23 protein-coding genes are annotated in these 17706 nt (G+C 40.4%); 2 read left to right on the forward strand and 21 right to left on the reverse strand.

The annotated features are described in order from the left end of the window. The first annotated feature begins 24 nt into the window (after positions 1–24). Positions 25–747 carry a hypothetical protein gene (locus tag WR49_RS21330; protein ID WP_014386699.1) on the forward strand — a complete coding sequence of 241 codons (723 nt, stop codon included), beginning with the start codon at positions 25–27 and terminating at the stop codon, positions 745–747. Between the two features lie 35 nt (positions 748–782). Here the strand turns inward: WR49_RS21330 and WR49_RS12380 are convergent, their stop codons facing one another. Further along, entirely contained in the window at positions 783–1700 is a 918-nt protein-coding gene (locus WR49_RS12380) for an IS5 family transposase (RefSeq protein ID WP_046224209.1), read from the reverse strand. Between the two features lie 107 nt (positions 1701–1807). On the opposite strand from WR49_RS12380, the gene WR49_RS21630 reads away from it, so the two are divergent. After that, entirely contained in the window at positions 1808–1993 is a 186-nt protein-coding gene (locus WR49_RS21630; protein ID WP_231574706.1) for a restriction endonuclease, read from the forward strand. Between the two features lie 220 nt (positions 1994–2213). On the opposite strand, the gene WR49_RS12385 is transcribed toward WR49_RS21630, so the two are convergent. From WR49_RS12385 to WR49_RS12485, 20 genes are all read right to left on the reverse strand, one after another. Next, the gene (locus WR49_RS12385; protein WP_014386697.1) at positions 2214–2387 is read right to left on the reverse strand and encodes a hypothetical protein; all 174 of its coding nucleotides are present in this window, start codon (positions 2385–2387) and stop codon (positions 2214–2216) included. Between the two features lie 76 nt (positions 2388–2463). After that, positions 2464–2796 carry a hypothetical protein gene (locus tag WR49_RS21335; RefSeq protein ID WP_128740498.1) on the reverse strand — a complete coding sequence of 111 codons (333 nt, stop codon included), beginning with the start codon at positions 2794–2796 and terminating at the stop codon, positions 2464–2466. Positions 2797–3087: 291 nt separating this feature from the next. Next, positions 3088–3384 carry a hypothetical protein gene (locus WR49_RS12395; RefSeq protein ID WP_046224211.1) on the reverse strand — a complete coding sequence of 99 codons (297 nt, stop codon included), beginning with the start codon at positions 3382–3384 and terminating at the stop codon, positions 3088–3090. Continuing rightward, positions 3381–3680, reverse strand: coding sequence for a hypothetical protein (locus tag WR49_RS12400; RefSeq protein ID WP_046224212.1), 300 nt, complete (start codon positions 3678–3680; stop codon positions 3381–3383). The genes WR49_RS12395 and WR49_RS12400 overlap by 4 nt, the downstream gene beginning before the upstream one ends. Beyond that, positions 3677–5638, reverse strand: a complete 1962-nt coding sequence (locus tag WR49_RS12405) for a hypothetical protein (protein WP_014386694.1) — start codon at positions 5636–5638, stop codon at positions 3677–3679. The genes WR49_RS12400 and WR49_RS12405 overlap by 4 nt, the downstream gene beginning before the upstream one ends. Positions 5639–5699: 61 nt before the next feature. Next, entirely contained in the window at positions 5700–5933 is a 234-nt protein-coding gene (locus WR49_RS12410) for a hypothetical protein (protein ID WP_014386693.1), read from the reverse strand. 59 nt (positions 5934–5992) lie between these two features. Continuing rightward, on the reverse strand, positions 5993–6469 hold the full coding sequence (locus WR49_RS12415) for a hypothetical protein (protein WP_046224213.1): 477 nt from the start codon (positions 6467–6469) through the stop codon (positions 5993–5995). A 214-nt stretch (positions 6470–6683) separates the two neighbouring features. Further along, entirely contained in the window at positions 6684–6887 is a 204-nt protein-coding gene (locus tag WR49_RS12425) for a hypothetical protein (protein WP_014386690.1), read from the reverse strand. A 13-nt stretch (positions 6888–6900) separates the two neighbouring features. Beyond that, positions 6901–7194 (reverse strand): hypothetical protein, encoded by a 294-nt coding sequence (locus tag WR49_RS12430; RefSeq protein ID WP_032073016.1) that lies wholly within the window; start codon positions 7192–7194, stop codon positions 6901–6903. A gap of 18 nt (positions 7195–7212) precedes the next feature. Further along, positions 7213–7965 (reverse strand): hypothetical protein, encoded by a 753-nt coding sequence (locus WR49_RS12435; protein WP_046224215.1) that lies wholly within the window; start codon positions 7963–7965, stop codon positions 7213–7215. Continuing rightward, the gene (locus tag WR49_RS12440) at positions 7955–8311 is read right to left on the reverse strand and encodes a hypothetical protein (RefSeq protein ID WP_014386687.1); all 357 of its coding nucleotides are present in this window, start codon (positions 8309–8311) and stop codon (positions 7955–7957) included. Before WR49_RS12440 ends, WR49_RS12435 begins: the two co-directional genes overlap by 11 nt. Beyond that, complete coding sequence (locus WR49_RS12445; protein WP_014386686.1) at positions 8308–8553, reverse strand: hypothetical protein; 246 nt, start codon at positions 8551–8553, stop codon at positions 8308–8310. Before WR49_RS12445 ends, WR49_RS12440 begins: the two co-directional genes overlap by 4 nt. Beyond that, positions 8550–8981 carry a hypothetical protein gene (locus WR49_RS12450; RefSeq protein WP_046224216.1) on the reverse strand — a complete coding sequence of 144 codons (432 nt, stop codon included), beginning with the start codon at positions 8979–8981 and terminating at the stop codon, positions 8550–8552. The genes WR49_RS12445 and WR49_RS12450 overlap by 4 nt, the downstream gene beginning before the upstream one ends. 304 nt (positions 8982–9285) lie before the next feature. Then, positions 9286–9588 carry a hypothetical protein gene (locus WR49_RS12455; RefSeq protein ID WP_014386683.1) on the reverse strand — a complete coding sequence of 101 codons (303 nt, stop codon included), beginning with the start codon at positions 9586–9588 and terminating at the stop codon, positions 9286–9288. A 17-nt stretch (positions 9589–9605) separates the two neighbouring features. Continuing rightward, on the reverse strand, positions 9606–9881 hold the full coding sequence (locus WR49_RS12460; RefSeq protein ID WP_014386682.1) for a hypothetical protein: 276 nt from the start codon (positions 9879–9881) through the stop codon (positions 9606–9608). Positions 9882–10021: 140 nt separating this feature from the next. Next, the gene (locus WR49_RS12465) at positions 10022–10294 is read right to left on the reverse strand and encodes a helix-turn-helix domain-containing protein (protein WP_014386681.1); all 273 of its coding nucleotides are present in this window, start codon (positions 10292–10294) and stop codon (positions 10022–10024) included. Between the two features lie 12 nt (positions 10295–10306). After that, complete coding sequence (locus tag WR49_RS12470; RefSeq protein WP_014386680.1) at positions 10307–11497, reverse strand: ParB/RepB/Spo0J family partition protein; 1191 nt, start codon at positions 11495–11497, stop codon at positions 10307–10309. 1 nt (position 11498) lies between these two features. Further along, positions 11499–12281 carry a ParA family protein gene (locus WR49_RS12475; RefSeq protein WP_041154764.1) on the reverse strand — a complete coding sequence of 261 codons (783 nt, stop codon included), beginning with the start codon at positions 12279–12281 and terminating at the stop codon, positions 11499–11501. Between the two features lie 608 nt (positions 12282–12889). Next, positions 12890–16126 carry a type III restriction-modification system endonuclease gene (locus WR49_RS12480; protein WP_046224217.1) on the reverse strand — a complete coding sequence of 1079 codons (3237 nt, stop codon included), beginning with the start codon at positions 16124–16126 and terminating at the stop codon, positions 12890–12892. A 9-nt stretch (positions 16127–16135) separates the two neighbouring features. Next, positions 16136–17706, reverse strand: a 1571-nt coding sequence (locus tag WR49_RS12485) for a site-specific DNA-methyltransferase (protein ID WP_046224218.1), incomplete at its 5' end; no start/stop codon positions are given.

Consider the following 17706-nt stretch of genomic DNA (forward strand, 5'->3'; position numbering starts at 1 on the left):
ATTTTAAATTTTTAAGGGTCCATTATGTATCATAACCGAGAACACGCCAAAGCTGCTTTCAAACACCACACCCTGTATCTTAATCTAGGCTGGATGGATAATGATAGGCAAAGAGTGATTAATAGCCTTTATTTATATAGCTTAGCTAAATTCAAACAGGAAAAGTGTAGAGAAATAACCACTCCAACGACAGATTTCATGAATAGCGTAGATAGATACAAAAAACCAAGAATCGACAACAATTTCCCTGTGAACGCACTATCAAATAAGAGTTCTTTAGGGGTCGCTGTAGCACTGCCATTGTACAAACAATGTAAAGTAAAACGAGTAGAAAAGTTATTTTTAGGAATATTAAATAAATCTACAAGGTGTTACCTAGATCTATATGAATTCGAAATTAAGAAGCTCCTAAAGACTGAATGTAAAAAATTACACTCATTAGGCTATGATAATTTTGAAGTTCGAAGCCTAATATATAACACGCATTTTTTACCCAAAAGAGTAGTGAATTCAATTGTTAGACATAGTGGAAAAACTAAATACAGCGTTAACGTCCCTAAGTTTATACTATATAGGGATTTTATAGACTCCCCCTCCATTAGTTATGTCTTAGAAAATAATGCTGTAAGTGATTTCTTCTATCATAGTTCCGTTTTCAGTAGAGGAATGCCGACTAAAAAAAATAAAACAACACTTTCTAATCAGCTCGATATATCTCGCCTTCAAGGGGCTTTGTTGCGTAATTAAATTTAGAGATAGAGCAACCCCGTTTCGCGTATTTCTTAGTCAATACGACAAGTTTCAGGCATACCTAACCTAGTAAGCTTGTTCAACGCTTTTATCATCGCGTAAGATTCACCCACCTGGGCATTGTAATTCCTTAAGCTCAGTTTCCCTCCTAGCAACTGTTTAACTCGATACATCGCTGTTTCTGAGAGTGAACGTTTGTGGTATCCATACCGCTCTTTCCAATACTTATTTGAGCCGTATAACTTCTGGCAACCCACGGCGAGATTTCGAGGATGACCACGCTCCCAGAAGGCTGCCCCTTCTCGTGGGGGAACAAGCGCAATGGCTCCCTTAATCTTAATAGCAGTGTGACACGCTCTTGTGTCATAAGCGCCATCACCAGACACCTCAAGGATACTTCGGCGTGTTTGTTTCAGTAAGTTCGGGAGTACTTCGCCATCTGTAACCGTTGATAAACTTAGTTCGGCGGCAATGATCTCATGAGTGTTTGTGTCGACGGCAATATGAAGCTTTCGCCAGACTCTCCGCTTGCCATCCGTCCCGTGTTTTTTGACTTTCCATTCACCTTCGCCATAAACCTTGCCAGTTGCATCAATGGCTAGGTGTTGTATCGCTCCTCTCGTTTTAGTCTTAAATGAGACCTCTACTTGTTTGGCTCTACGACTGATGCAGGTGTAATGCGGACAACTTAGCGGTACATGGGTTAACCTAAATATCGAGTCGATAAATCCTTGCAGCGCTCTCAGCGGCATAGAAAAAACTCGTTTCACCATGAGTGCTGTCGTAATAGCTAAATCACTGAACCGACGTGGCCTCCCGCGCTTATTCTGTTTGCTTTGCGCCCAACCGCTTATCGCCTCTTCATCAATCCAAAAGGTCAGAGAGCCACGGTTAATGAGTGATTGATTGTATTGCTTCCAGTTGGTTGTTTTATAACGAGGTTTAGGCATAGGGCTACGAGAGGAAGTGAATGTAGCTAATCAGATCGTAGGTTCTGGATTTAGTTCCGCTGAATTACGCAACAAAGCCTACCAAAATACCTAAAAACTCAATCAAGATACCTGTTTCTGGAGGTTACTCCTATTCACCTGACTTTGCTTATGTAGTTAAAACTGACTCGGGTGATTACCTAAACTTCATCATTGAGACGAAAATGTTGATGGAAAAGATAATCTTCGCAAAGAAGAAGAACGAAAAATTGAACACGCTAAAGAGCTGTTCAACCAAATTAGTAAAGATATAAAAGTTGAGTTTAAAACCCAATATGCTGGTGATAAGATCATTGAACTAGTAAAACAATCTTTTGCTGTTTAGATTTTGTAATTTCAAGGGGGGCTAAACAGCCTCCCTAGTTTTTATATATATTAGACATTAGAAAAAATATTTTTTTTAACAACAAGCTTTTCAAAGTACTTATTTTCAAATCCCTGCAAAATCCAACATACTAACCCCACTAGGTATTATTATTGGTCATTCTGTTCTAAGTTGTCAGCGATTTCACGAAGCACCTTAGCCCAGCCTTTTTGAGATTCATTTTTGAAAGGCACGTTTTCAAAACATTGTTTGAGCGAAAAAACTGCTGGTGGGATCTCTGGTGATAAGCACACATTAACTGTACCTGCATGCAACCAAATCATCAATCAACAACAATTGACGGTTTAATAGGCCACGTTAGCCCTTTTGGATCTACTTCCTGGTGCATGATTTTTCCTCTTAGTTGTTTAACTGTTCTGGCACAGCTTCAACAGCAATACTTAATAACGTTCTCTTTAGCTCCCAGAGAGATTGTACGGGCCATGATGCCCAATCTAATGGGTTGCATTCAATTTCTTCACTAAACGTAATTAGACCCGTTCTGGCTCTATTTGGAATGCTGACCTGCGTCGATTTGTACTTTTCAGCAGTCATTCTAGCTGTTTGCCCGTAATAGTAGTAATCAAGTGCAATTTGGGCATTAGCGTTATTCTCAAGGAACAGTTCTAACCTTTCCTGCTGTTCTAACATAACCATTGCACACCCAATAAACAGTTCCTTGTTATCTAACACATCCTGTCTATTGAACTTTGGCTGTCTCGCAGAGGACTCATGCACCTTCCTAGAAACCTTCTTTGCCATTTTTGGTTTAACTTTAGGCTTCTTTTTCTTAGTTGGCCGCAATTGATATCTTGTCATTCCCAGCGAATTTAAACAGTCTTTGCATACTGGCTGAGCTCCGTTCTTCGCAGCGGTGATGTTCCTATAATGAGCTCCGTTACCAGATACAACTTTTCCACAAAGTGATATCTGACGAGATGACTCAATCCGTTTAGACCTTAAAATGCACACCATAATGACTACCTAGACTTTTTCACCGTGCTTGCGCATAAAGCAATATGCAGTTTCTAAATCAGCCTCAGAATGGGTAATTCCTTTATTCATCTGAATGTAAAAGCGACATGCCTCAATATCAGAATCAAACTGGTAGATGTTCACGATCAAATTCAACCTTGGGAAAATACCTCCAGATTTTAAGTCTTCCCAATACAGTTCATCAAATACAGCGAATTCACCAGAATGAAACGCCGCAATAGCGGTAAGCCTCTGTAACCCATCTAAGATAAGGGAATCATCCAGCTCTCCCCCCCTGCCTTTCACATCATAAAGCTGTACTTTCGTTTCACATCCACATGCCGGTTTTCAACGAAACATTGCTGCATGTTTTTCGTCCACTTCTGATTGGAACGCTGAAACTCAGGGGTTAACTTTTCAAGTATCTCATAAGGAGATAAAGCTATCTCCTCTGTTAGCTCTTGCACCAAGCTATTGTAGGCAAGCAAACCACCAACGGGTTTGAATAAGTCTTTAAAGCTAACGTTTACGGAATAATTCGGAGAACGATAAAACGCACTTTGTGTCACTATTTCCTTCAACCGTTCAAGACCTGATTTCATCGTGCGGTCTCCTTCTTTAGTTCTGAAAGTTTGATTTGATAAGCATCATAGAAAAAACACGCCCAGAGATAATTCGCATAGATACGCTTCGCAAAGTTTTTCCCTGGCCTGTCCTTTACGATCTCTTTTGGAAGTGATATTGCGAGACTGTTGTACTCAACCATATCGGAAAGACGACGCTTTACTTCATCGAGGAAAGGTCCAAGCTCAGTAGAGAATGATTTTCTGGAAAGGTCCCACATATATGTCTTAGAAAAATCAAAGTTTTTCAGGTTACGTTTCTGCCACTCAATCACTAATTCATGAAGTTCGGCTTCATATTCCCTTTCACCGGATACCGCTTCGTCTAAATGGTTGGGGCACTGGATTGCTCCAAACCAGACCCCATCTTTTTTGCGCATGGTTTTATTCGGAACATGGCCGCAATGACGGCATCTTGCCATAAACACTTGATCAGGTTTGGGGGTTTGCAAAGAACTCATGTTAACTAAGGGGTAGAATTTCTTTGAGGATACATAGAGCTGATCCCGGAGTTGTTCAAATCGCTCAATTGAATCATGAGAAATATGGCTGTACTTATCTTTCAATTTATCAACGGGTGTAATTCCGATACCACTTTTCGACAGTTGACGACGAACAAAGCCTTCTTCTAGGTTATGCTCAATTTTTGCCACCAGCACCAATAGTTGAAGTTTACGCAACGTCGCGTTGTTGCTTCGGGGCATAAAGCACTGCCATTGCCCCATCTGGACAGCAGTTCCAAACTGATCGTCGTAGACGTCACAGACATCAACGTCATGCCACAGATTTAATCGTTCTTCGCACTTACCCATCGAGTTCAGTGCCTTCCGTCCCATTTGTAATAGAAGCGCTTGGTAGATAGAGTCAATTGCAGAATTCAGCATCTTTTCACTGATTTCGAACACAGGAAATTCTAGTTCTATATTCTCATCCGATTGCAACATACGCTGCTTTTGCATGTAGCCCATAAACATAAATGAAGCTGTCGCTAAAAGACTTGCAGCCTGAATGATCCCATTATGACTGGCTAGATTAACGATTGTTTTGGATGGGTTTAAAGGAAGTCCATCCCAGTACGCTGGTATGGCAAAATCGAGGAACGATGATTTAAGCTTTGTCTCAATAGAAAATGGAGCACAAATCGCACCCTTTACATTACGGTTTGGCTTAATCTTGCGTAACTTCTCACGCATAGCTTTGTAGCTACATTTTACTTCTGGCATTAGTTTTAATGCAGCATGGTTATCAACATGTAGGATATCGTATACCGGGTCCAATAGTTCATGGAGAACTTCGGAAGACTGGTATGGCTCCAATTGATCAGATACATTAACAGCGAAATGGTGGCTAAGGTCGATATCCTTCTCACCACTGTCACTATAAGCCTCTACCTGGACATGATCAGAGATTGTATTAGGAACAGGCATCACTCCTTCATATTCGGCCACACACTCGTTCCAAAGCTTCGCATCAAACTTAATGCCATCACTTAGGATTGATATTTTTTGTTCTTTCTCTTTCTGGGCCGAGATGAACAGAATCTCATTGCGCTTTTGGTTATACAGCTTAGCTATTGCATTGTGCTCTCTACACCATTTGCTGTATTCGCGCTTCAAAAAGGAATGCGCTTCGGCTAGGTTTTTGAACTTTGACCAATATGCCTCTATGTGTGTGGGCTTCCGATCTGTCTTTGTTCGGATGGTGCAACGTGAACGTTTCTGCTTATCCTGATCAATAATCTTGATAGCATTGGGCTCAAAATAACCAACATTCCAATTAGCGGGTAAGACCCCCTGTTTATACATATCCAGGCGAAAGGATAACGCTGAATTAAGCGCGTTATCACTAGATACTCCGGCATTGAAAGACTTTGTTTTTTTACCAATACGTACTTGATATCCAGTAGGCAACTGGAAAACATTTAGGAACTTTTTCATAAAATAACGCTTTATTAAGGTGCCGACGAACACTGTCAGGCACTGGTTTATCAAATTAAACTTATTGCACGGTTCGAGTGGTAGACATCCGTTCATGAAATGCTGCGAGTTGCCAGCCTTCAATCCATGCTGCTTTCGACTCGTGATCATTGTGCGGGTTTTCTGCGTATGGCGTTCCACTTTGATAAGCAAAAGCGCCTTGCTGGAGAACTCGGTGGTAGTCAGCTTCACTCATCGAACTATACACCCTTAGTTCTTTACCCCACACCTCATCACTGTTTGGGTTATATGCCATAACATTGACCTCTCAGCCAGATTACAGAATCATATATTAACCCTGTAAAAAAGTTTTGTCTATCGCTTATACAACGGTCTGTGATCGACTGGCCTCCAATTTTTTCTGGCAGATTTGACTTCGCCTCGAAGAGCCATAAGCTTTTTAAAAAGTGTCTTATCATAGTCCAGCTTCAATACTCGCCCACAACCATAGGCTATGACACCCTGTGCTTGAGGTAGCCAGAATCGCTGAATTAACCCGGTATAAAGTGTGAGCTGGTACTTTTCACGGATTGTTATTCGCCCATTGAACGCTCTGCTTTTAAATTCTCCTGCAATGTATCTAAAACGCAATGGATCAAAAAATACTGCATCAGGGGCTCCGCAGACTCCTCGGCGTTTAATAAACCAAGGCTTTTTCCAACCGCCTATATCAGCCCCCAGCACGATACAGTACCAAGGCATATGGAACTGCCTCTTTATGGACAGCCCTCTGAGAATAACCATCAATAGGCCGATTGACGCCACCAGCAAAAACACTAGTTCCCCAGTCATAACAAATCCCAGTTAATAGCAACCAATATGGCTACAACAATAATCACTAACCACGGTAAAAGACTGTTACCACTTCCTGCTTGGGCGTGAGCCTTTAATCCAGCGTTTGCAGCCTCGGAGTTGTATGCTTGTCCTCTGTGCTGGCAAAATTTAGATGGATCAGCGGCATAGGCGCTTAAATGACTTACGGATACCCAGTTTGAACGCTTTCTTCTCACCCAGCAATTCCTTGTAGTTCTTCAATTGCCTGTTCAGCTGCGTTGATGACAGATAGTGCGTTTTGGGTGTACTCATTGCTAATTTCGCCATCGAGCCCTTCACACCACAAGCCAAATTCCTCCTGGGCAACTTCATCGCTTATACCCGCAGCTCTGAACACCATTAACCAATCTTCAATATATTGATCTACGTGAGCCATACTCGGTTCCTTATTATTGTTTCTTCAATTTAATCGCTTGCATTAGTGTGGTTAGGGCAACCCAAAGCATCGTAACAATGCATACAAACCAAATGATTCCAACAAATATGAGCCATGCTGACTCACTACTTTCTGGTCCATTTGGCATCGTTATTCCTCCCAACGCGGCAGCAGCGATCATAGCTATAAGGCTTAACGCCCAGCGCTTTGAAAAATCTTTAGCGAGTGACTCCCATTCCTCATTTGGGGCTTTAAACCAACAAACCAAACCAATGACTAATGGGCCTATAAAGAAAAAATCCAGCATTACTCCCCCCCCCCTATTTTAGAAACGTACTACCGTTACATCACCGAGCAATACGTCATCAATTCTATCCGGATATAGCTCTCTGGTTTTTTCAACAATTTCAAACGCAGATGAAGTAGGAAAACTCGCTGTCAACTCCAGCTCTGTCAAACTTACCGCCACTCGCTTGCGTCTAATGCTTTGTGAAGGGATGTTTTCTTGGATCAGACTTTTACTATGAACAGCACTCTGGTAATCATCCCAATCAACCACGCTGTAAGACAAACCGCGTTCTATTGGTCTTGTCCAACCAGGTAACACTGATTCCCAAGCGAGTTCTCTTTGTCTCCATTCTGAATCAGTCACATCGTTAGGTTTATCTGTCGAGTTTTGGTAATGATAATCTTGAAATCCAACGTCGATTAAGGATTGGCGATACCCAATATCGTTTTCAACGTAGTACAAACCTAATGTATGTTGTCCCCAGGGAATTAAGCAGACATTAAAAGTGAAGTCCCAATCCGTACTACGAATACCGTCCACCAAAACTTTATGCTTTTCCTCGATAAACATAGTTCTCAGATCTGACAGAGTTTGGCAGCTTCTATCCTTTTGGAGCATGGTTACGTTTGCCGAGATATCTGCATCAAATGCAAGCTTTCTAGCTCCCAGTTTTGCGATGGCTTTTTTGGCCGTATCAACGCAACCAGAGCGCAAGGAGCATAATTTGGTTAGTGCCTGCTCTAACGTTGTATTGCGCAGAATTAACCCATTGTATATCTTAGTGCTCACTTCGAGTTCCCTCACTTCGATCCGGATTTCTCACATTAACCAGTTCAGCTAAGGCAACTCCCGAGGATGCACACCCCCACATAAACATAAGGTCGATAAAGGCAGGATTATCCCCCAGATGAAAAAGGCCACCGGACAAAACCATGAAAAGCCCTATTCCAGAGATCGTTACGATTCGTTCTAACGGGCGAGAATCTTGATTGAGAGGCTGGTGGATGAGAAACCATCGAAGAGCAAAACCAATACTCATACCACCAACAATGAACCCAGGCCATTTCAATTTTGCACTGACTAATGCCAACGAACCCAAGAACGCTATCAAAAAATACAGTCTACGTCGATTCACTGGCCTTCCCCATCACTGCTTGTTTTTTCCCACAAGTGGGCCTTATCAATAACGCTCAAAACAGCACAAATTAATGCGAATCCATTTGCGATAATTAAGAGCTTTTCTGGTAAGTAAAAATTGGTAATCAACTGAATAAAGTTCAGGGCAGCCATAGCTATAAACACGTAAATAAAAAAGCGCTTTACTTTGGAATGCAATTTATAGCCATCTAATGCCACCATTTCGTTTTGTTCCGTCACGACATTTCTCCTGTAGTAAGTGAAAGCTTCTTATCATCGCTAAAGAACATCCATTCTCCGTTAAATCGTTCGGCCAACTCTTTCGCAGTGATATCTCCAGGCATGAACATACAACCAGAAACAGAACCGCTATTCTTTGACAAGTATCGGTTTAAAGCAGACATACCTGCCGAAAGTAATGTGTCGTAGTGGCTATCGTCGTACTGTGAGATCTCCAGAGCTAACTTAACAACGGACTCATTGTGACTAGAATTCAACAAGGCTACGGTTTTTTTCTTGTTTCCCAACAAGTCGCGTACTTTCTCAACTGTTGGTTCATAACCTAAAACCAATTCAATAGATTCAACTATCCGAGCTGTAAACTCTAAGAACGCGGGATCAGACTCTTTTGAAAGTTGTTTTGTAATAACTCTCAGTGCATTGCTCATAGCCAACTCCTGTAATTTTTAGTGTTTTATCAGTATTTCATTTGGTTGGACTTCTAAAGAACCAAGATCGCACTCAAACTGTAATGAGATTCCCTGATCGTGTGCGATGGCTATCATGTACCTAGCCATACAAGAGTGCCTCTTGTGTCCCAAGCTCTACCGTTGCCGCAGCCATCTGCTCACAGAATGCCCGGTTCTTTTGCTCATTCATTATCGGAGCCTCGCTACTTTTTTAGATACAAGGGCAATCATGCCCCTACCTACGCTATATACCAATGGGAGTAATTGCCCTTTTCTGTACAAACTAGCGGGTATTTTCAGGATTGATCAAAGCCAATCGCGCAGACAGACTTGAACTCATTTTTTGAATAGTGTTGTTCAATGTAACAATCAGATTTGAACTCGTAACGTTTATTAGCGACTTGCTAACCCCATAAAATTCTGGATATTTTTCAGGGTTTAGGTTTTCTAAATGAGCAACCAGTCGCATTGCTTCACCTTTGCTCATACAGCTCAGGTTTATCACATGGGCTTTTGCTATAACGTGTAGCAACTTATCTTCAAAGTCCCGGTAAAATTTGCTTTCTTGCTTCAATTCTGAATCCATTATCAGTACATCTCCTATTACTCATTGACCTTGATTGCGAACACGCTAACGGGAGCATCACCAAAATGAGGGTGAGTAATAACCATCTCCTCAAAACCTTTCCACGGTCGAACTAAAATCTTCTCGGTATCCCCAGATTTTGGATAGCCAAGCTTGATATGCACCTCATCATACTCGCGACCCTCCAGACGTTTCCGCCAGTAATCCGTTTGAAGACGATATTCATACTTCTTTTCCCCGGTTTGCATTTGTCTGAAATACAGAGCTTTCACAGGGAGATGAAGAACTTTCATTTGAGACCTCCAAAAAACTAAAGGAGCTACCTCCTCAATATTACAGCATCACTTTATAATGCTTATAAAATTTTAAAAGTCTACAGGCATAAAAAAGCCCCGGCGCAATGCCAGGGCTAATTTGAGGTTGGATATTACAATCAGAGCTTTCCGTGCCGCAAGATGAACTTCTCACGGTCCAAAATACCCCAGTCCGTTATCATATAGTAGCCTGTAGCTCCTCGCTCTCCCCTCGATTCACGGATGAATATAATTTTCATATCAAACTCATCACGAAGCATCGCCAGTTGGCGTTTAATAGTGGACTCAGGAATCTTGGTCTCTGAATGGAGATCGTGCAAGCTGGGCTTATCTAACTTAGACAGCGCATTTACCAGTTCAAACTTGCGACTCATATCCTGAGATAACTTCATTCCATACTTACCTTACTCAACGCTTACGAGCTCGATGTCAGTCACCGCTACTTTTATTGGCTTTACTTCCTTTTTCTCACCAACAAGAGTCTTAACCCAAACCACATTTGGTTCAGTAGCAATACGATCTGTCATCAGTACACCACGCTTATTTTCACTCTCACCGATAATATTCACGGTGATGACTAACTTACGTGGGTCAGCCCCTTTCCAGTCTTTACCTTTTGCAAGAGGAGGTTCAATGCCTTCTTCTTCGGCATCATCGGTTGCATCATCACTTTCATCAACCTGCTTATCACCCGGCGCGTTTGTATCGCCTTGAGATGAAGCATCATCAGAAGTAAATTCCTCTCCCGTAGCTTGATGAACAACATTATCGCCCGTTGTATCATCAGAACTTTCCACATCACTTTGTGTAAAGTTGCCACCCTTCTCTTCACCCAATTCTGAGTCAGAATTCGAATTATTATCCTGCTCAGAGTTATTGGTTACTGCACCATCTTCATTTGAAGTTGGTTCATCACCATTCTTGATACGTTTTGCATCATTCAACAACTCACGACTTTGCTTACGTGTCATGCCATCACTCATAGCAACGGCACAGACAGCCCGGCATCGCTCTTCATTCAGTTCGAATAGCAAACGTAAGTTATTGAGTGTTTCCGTATCAGCTGTAATGTCATTATCGTATAATTCTCGAACGCAGTCAGGCATTTTTAATAATGAAAGGTGCGTTGAAACAAAAATTGTGTTCTTACCGATACGTTTTGCAACGTCTTTTTGCTGCCACCCATTATCAATGAATACTTGTAAAGCATTAGCAATTTCAAGTGCAGCCAAATCATCGCGCTGAATATTCTCTATCAATTCTCCCGCTGTTTCGTCCAAGTCCGTTTGTTCTTTTTCGTTAACAACGATGTCAATTGTTGGAATATCTTTGGCTTTACATGCTCTCCAGCGACGTTCGCCTTTTTGAATGACATATTTGCCGTCTTCATTTTTCGGGTAGACCACAATCGCGGATTGCTGGCCTTCTTCCAAAATTGAATCACCCAGTTCCTCGATATTACGGAACCGTTTACGAACCTGTTCTTTTGAAATAACTTCATCAACAGGAACCGTCAGAATTACCTTACCATCTGGCTGCTTTTTTTGGGCGGCTTGAGCTAACTGGTTGAGGTTTTTTAGGTTATTTAGTTTCATCTTAACCTACCTTCTCTACAATCTCGTCCAGCACCGCTCGCACTTCTTTTGCTGCTACATGACCATAGCGAAGAGACCATACTGGAACTCCATCTGTAGTTGCAGAATCAAGCGGTGGACGGTGTTGAATAATGTTACTAAAGATCAACTCTGGGATAGCTTTTTTCAGCTCAGTAAACGATTTGTTGTGGTTCACTGAACGATCCATATCATTGATGACAATGCCCAGGATTTCTAAGTTTTGATTGTGCTGTTGCTGAACACCGATAATGGTCGTCAGCAAGCCCTCTACACCATCAACCGCAAAGCCAGATAGTTTTACAGGACATACAACATGCGTCGCAATCATCAGTGCAGCAACCAGCTTACGGCCAAGACTCGGTGGGCAATCAATCAACACGTAATCATAGTCTTTGATTAGTTCTTTTAAGTGTCGAGCTGGGTTCATTGCTTGTTCCAATGGCACTGCCTCCATCTCAAACAAATCCGGATCGTTTTTGGGCGTGTAAATCAAATCAACACCACATGGACACTCCGTTACTTGAATGCTTGAGCAGTTATCAAGGAACAATTCAGCTACTTTAGTACCGCTATATACTGGCTCGTAGCTGCCATCTTCCAACTCCACACGAGGAGCCAAACGTGAAGATGTATTACCCTGACCATCGAAATCCAGTACCAGGACTTTTTTCTTTTTTTCTGCCAAATCGAAGGCTTGCTGGATACAGATAGTACTTTTACCCACGCCTCCCTTCTGATTGGCATAGGCGATAGCTTTTGCCATGTTTACCTCGCTCTCCGATTGCAAATGAGATTCCTAGTGACGAAACATCGCCACTTTCACATGTGAAAGATTCTAACACTCACTTTATGATACTGCAATGTCATATCGTGGTACTAACATAACAATTACAGATAAAAAAACGGCCTCAAAGGGCCGCGAGAAAAATCATCAATGTTTAGGTGAACTGTATCGACAGAACAATGTGCATCCTGTCTCAATCCAATATTACCTTGCGCTTGTTTTTTTCGGTTAGCAAGTCTTCTTTAGTTTCTTGGTTCTGGATTGGATTATTGTCAGCCAAATCCTCAATAGCTACTGGGCTCTCTGAAATTACTGGGCGTCTAGACCTGACGTAATACTCCCTTGCTAGTTCAATATCAGCGACAGGATGCAAAAGTTAAAGTTTGATCATTTTTAAGGTGCATTGTTACCAGAAGCACTGTGGAAATGACAAAGTTTGTTCAATCTCTAGCAAACTTTTGGACAATTATTGGTTAGTTCAATTACTCTAACTTATTTTGCCTTATGCATTGATTTTGAATTTTTATGGGAATAGAGCCGAGATAGCCAATTACTCAGCTATCTCGTTTTATACTGAACTGAAGCGCTTACTTTTCTATCTGAGCAGCAAAGCTATCATAAGAGTCAGCCTTGATAAACTCAGCAGGATTAACTAAAGGATGCTGATCCTTATCTTTAGATAATGCTTCAAAATGAGCTTTACCGCAGTCGATTTTAGCTCTTTCAGCTTCTCTCAAGTCATCTGAGAACATACTAGATTTAGTTTCAACAACGAAATACAGTTGTTCACCAACACCATCATCTTTGTCAATGAGGATCGCCCAATCGGGATTGTAGCTACCTAATGGAGTATCAATTTTGAACCAATCTGGTAATTTTGCGTATAGTTTCACGTCATCATTACCTTCAAGTCGTTTTGCAAATAGAAACTCTGTTTCTGAATCGAAAACGATGTGATCATAAACTGACTTACCTACAACAACCATATTGTTATGTTTGATAAAATCCTTTACGTCATCTTTCGGTATATTCACACCTAAACTAGCGTATTTATCCTGTAGATAACCTTTGATGTCCTCTTCTTGGAACAGCTTTTGAGCATAAAACTCATCATCACCGATACGGTGGTAGGTAATACCTTTTACAATTGCTAAACGCATTTGTTTGCGGATTGCCTCACCTGCAAGTTCAATGAACCGTTGTGGGTTATTCTTGAATGCTTCAAGCTTGTCCCCTAAACCAAGTAAGATTCGAACCACTGTCTTACGAGTTAGGTTTGTGTGTGACTCAAGGTAAGTCACCACATCAGGCAATTGGAAGTTTCTGTTTCGGTAATACTGGATTTTTGATTTTTCATCGTAAGTTTCAAGCTCTGCTTCTGTAACTGCTACTTTGACTTTTTTATACTCAAACTTAGCACTTGCTACGGCAACAGACGCTTTAATTTCATCTATACACTTATCGACTAACTCACCCACACTGAAATTCACACGGTAAGTCGTTTTGTATTTAATACGATTCCACAGTGCTTTGAAATCATCACCCAGAACAACCTGTTTACCATTATCTTCACGAAGCTGTGAAGTTTTTCTACCATCGGCTTTCTTGACACTCAAGCCTCTTGAAACCTTGTTAATCGTTGCAAGAATAGCATCAGAGTGCGCTTTAACACTGTCTGGTAAACTAACGGTATTAGTCGCTAAGTCTGATTTCAGTGAGTCCTGAATTTTGCCTTTCTTATCAATATAACCTTTATCTGATAGATGCTTGTATATCTGTTCAGATCTTTCAGCACCAAGGTATTCTTTAGGCTCATTCTCACCAGATATAACGATATTCGAAAATTGGTGTTTCTCGATTGAACCGAACTTGATACCTTCCTCTTCTTCTATCTCTTTTTGAAGAGCTGCAACAAACTGTTCATATGATTCATTCGCCATAACGGTAAGCGTATTAACCTCAAAGCCATAAGGAACACGTTTGCCAGATTGATCAACAGCTAGACGTAAGCCACGACCAATCTCTTGACGTTTTTTCATTACAGAACTTGTTTCGTTGAGCGTACAGATCTGGAATACGTTAGGGTTATCCCAACCCTCTTTCAATGCAGAGTGAGAGAAAATGAAACGAAGCTTTTCATCCATTGATAAAAGCTTTTCTTTATCTTTCATAATCAAGTTATATGCAGATTCATCAGCAGCAGTTTTACCACCTTCACCTTTTGCTGATAGTTTAGATTCTGCAAATTGAGGATTACCAGAAGCATCTTTCTTCTTGTCTTGAGCAAAGTAGCCATTATGAACAGATCTTGCCAATTCCTTGAGAGCAAGCTCATTAAGCATTGGTTTACCTTGGTCGTCTTCGTCCCAAATAGCAGGGTAAAGCACTCGATATTTTTTCTTCCCTGCAAGTTTGATAAATTCTTCTTCAAACCATTGAGCGAACTTGCCCTGTACAGGGACACCATCACTAGAGTAACCACGGTAATTTGCTACTTTGTCGATAAAGAACAAACTTAGGACTTTAATACCTTTTTGGCTCAGGACTTTAGAATGATCTAACTTACCCACACCGTTAGTTACTAAGCTATGGAATTTCAATTCCTTTTCAAAATGCTCTTCAATAGTTTTGGCAATTTGTAGACGCTTATAAATATCTTCATCAACTTTACCAATGGCTTGACCTAGCTCTATCTCACCGTCACGGCTTGTAAAGTCAATGTACTCATAACCTTCTTCACAATGAATATCATTGATTACATAACCTTCATAAACGGAACGTCCACCAGACTCTTCAAACAAGTCTGTCCCACTCTTGACTGTTACAGTCTTACGGGGTTGAAGTTTGCCTGTTTTACTTTGAGCATCAATCTCAATCTTTGCTGTGATAGGTGATTTTTTATTATCAACACTAATAAGCTTTATATACGCTTGGTTGTGGTTGTCTTGAACGTCCAGTGAAGCAACTTCAATCTGTTTAACAAGTTTTCGAGCATAAGCATCAATCGAGTCAAGTTTGTAGAGCAGATTATGCTTCTCAGTCAATGTTGCTGAGTAACGGAAAGTACATAATGGCTTTAAGTTTGCGATTGCTTTCTTACGGTTAGCTGTAGATGCCACTGACTGAGGCTCATCAATAAGAACAACTGGATTAGTCTGTTGAATAAACTCAATAGGCTTCATACCGTTCAGTCGATCATCAGTACGGTGAATTAGGTTAGCTTTCGTCTCTTTCTCAGGATCGGTGAAAGACTTACTGAAAGCATCAATGTTGATAACCATTATTTGTATATAATCATTCGTAGCAAAGTTTCTGACTTGCTCACGCTTCGATGAATCATAGACAAAGTAATCATACTGAACGTTCTTGTATTCTTTTCTGAAATGCTCTTCTGTCATTTGAAGGGATTTATAAACACCCTCTTTGATTGCGACAGACGGTACAACGATGATGAACTTAGTGAGTCCATATCGTTGATTTAGCTCAAAAGCACTTCTCAGGTATACGTATGTTTTACCCGTACCTGTTTCCATCTCAATAGTAAAATCGAGACTAGGAAGCTTGCCACTTGTCGTTTCTGTTTGAGGTAAGCCATTGACTAACTGAACGTTACGTGTGTTCTCATACAGCTCTTCATCAAGAAGTTTGATCGCATTACCTACACCAATACCATCATTTTTCTCAAACATATCTGCTTGTACAGAATTAGATACTGAGAAATTGGATTGGAACGTTTCTTGCCCTTCAAATACACCAACAACTGCATTGATTGCTTCATTCTGATGAACTAAATCAGGGTTAAAATGTATCTTCATTTTAGACATAATTTACCCTTAAATGCTCTTAACATCTTCAATATCAGCTTGTTTCAAGATCTGGAAAGCATTGGTCTTAACTCGATCATCTGCAAAGCCCTCATCTTTGAACACTACCTGAATAGCATCATCTTCTGGGTCATAGTCTTCTTTAAGCTTAACAATCCCTTCTACTGTTTCTGTAGTAATGTCATCATCTAGACAAACGAACAATGCACCTGCACCAACAACAAAAACAGTCTTTCCATTAACGATTTCTGTTTCAACTGGTGTAGTAAGGTCATATCCATATTTTAGGAAAATCTCATACAACACATCTTCGCTTGAACGATCAGCCTTGATTGATTTTTCAGCTTGTTGAAGAACAAGTTCTAGGTTTTCGAAATCAGCGTCCCAAGGGCGAATGTTGGTTTCATCGAGTGTGAACGTTTTAAAACCAAAATCCTTAGCAGGGTAGTTTTGAGAAAGTGTTTCTAACCTAAGTTGAGTTAGCTTTGAAATGTATAGCTCTTTGTTATTAGATTTGAGAAATTCTTTACTCTTTACATCACTCACAGGTTCTGGTAGCTGAACCAAAATAAACTTCCTATTTTGTTTATCATCAGTATTCTTCTTCAAAACAGCTTCTGCTGTTGTCCCTGAACCACCAAAGAAATCTAATATTATGTCGTCTTCATTTGTCATAAACCCAATCAAATAGCTTATTAAACTAACAGGCTTGGGATAATCAAAATAATCCCCTCCTAGTAACTCTTTAAGGTATGTAGATGCTTTTTCATTAGTTTCAACTCCTTGCAAAGGTTTGCTTATAACTGGTGTATGAATTGCTTCTTTTATAAAGTTAGTTGGTCTTTTAAAACCCTCTTCCTGTCTTAAAAACCTGACAGATAATTTATCTGATTTAACTACAAACGTAGTCCCTTTTAATACTTCTTGTTCTAAAAATTCCTGTGTCCATTTGAACTCACCGAACATTTCTACGTCAGACTGTGGTTTACCATCTATTATTTTAATTTCATTTATTAGTTCAACCCGATCTGGTTTAGAAGGACTATAAATCCCATCTTTAAACTTATTTGTATTGAACGTTATTTTATCTTTCGGAAACTTTAGTTTTCTTGGTGTATTCCCCGAATTTAATAATGGTTGATCTCCACCATCAAGTGACTCCCCATTGTATTTTATAGAGTTTTTATTCTTCTCATAGCAAATTATATATTCATTAGTCTTTCTAGACTTAGTGGACAAAGCAGGAGGAGTAGATGTTTTAACCCAAGAAAATATTTCTACAAAATTATCTTCCCCAAATATTTCATTCATAATATGTTTAAGATTACTTAGCTCTTCCACACCAATAGAAATGAATATAGCACCGTCATCTTTCAGTAAGTTTCTAGCTAATTTTAATCTAGGGTAAAGCATATTAAGCCAATCTGAATGAAATCTGCCTGACGTTTCAGTATTGGTATTTAGCTTGTTCCCATCACTATCAATCTGACCTGTCAATTCTAAGTAGTTTGAAAGGTTATCGTGAAAGTTATCTTTATATACGAAGTCTTTACCCGTGTTGTATGGCGGGTCGATGTAGA

It is taken from the genome of Vibrio sp. ECSMB14106 (assembly GCF_000972265.1).
GTDB lineage: Bacteria > Pseudomonadota > Gammaproteobacteria > Enterobacterales > Vibrionaceae > Vibrio > Vibrio kanaloae.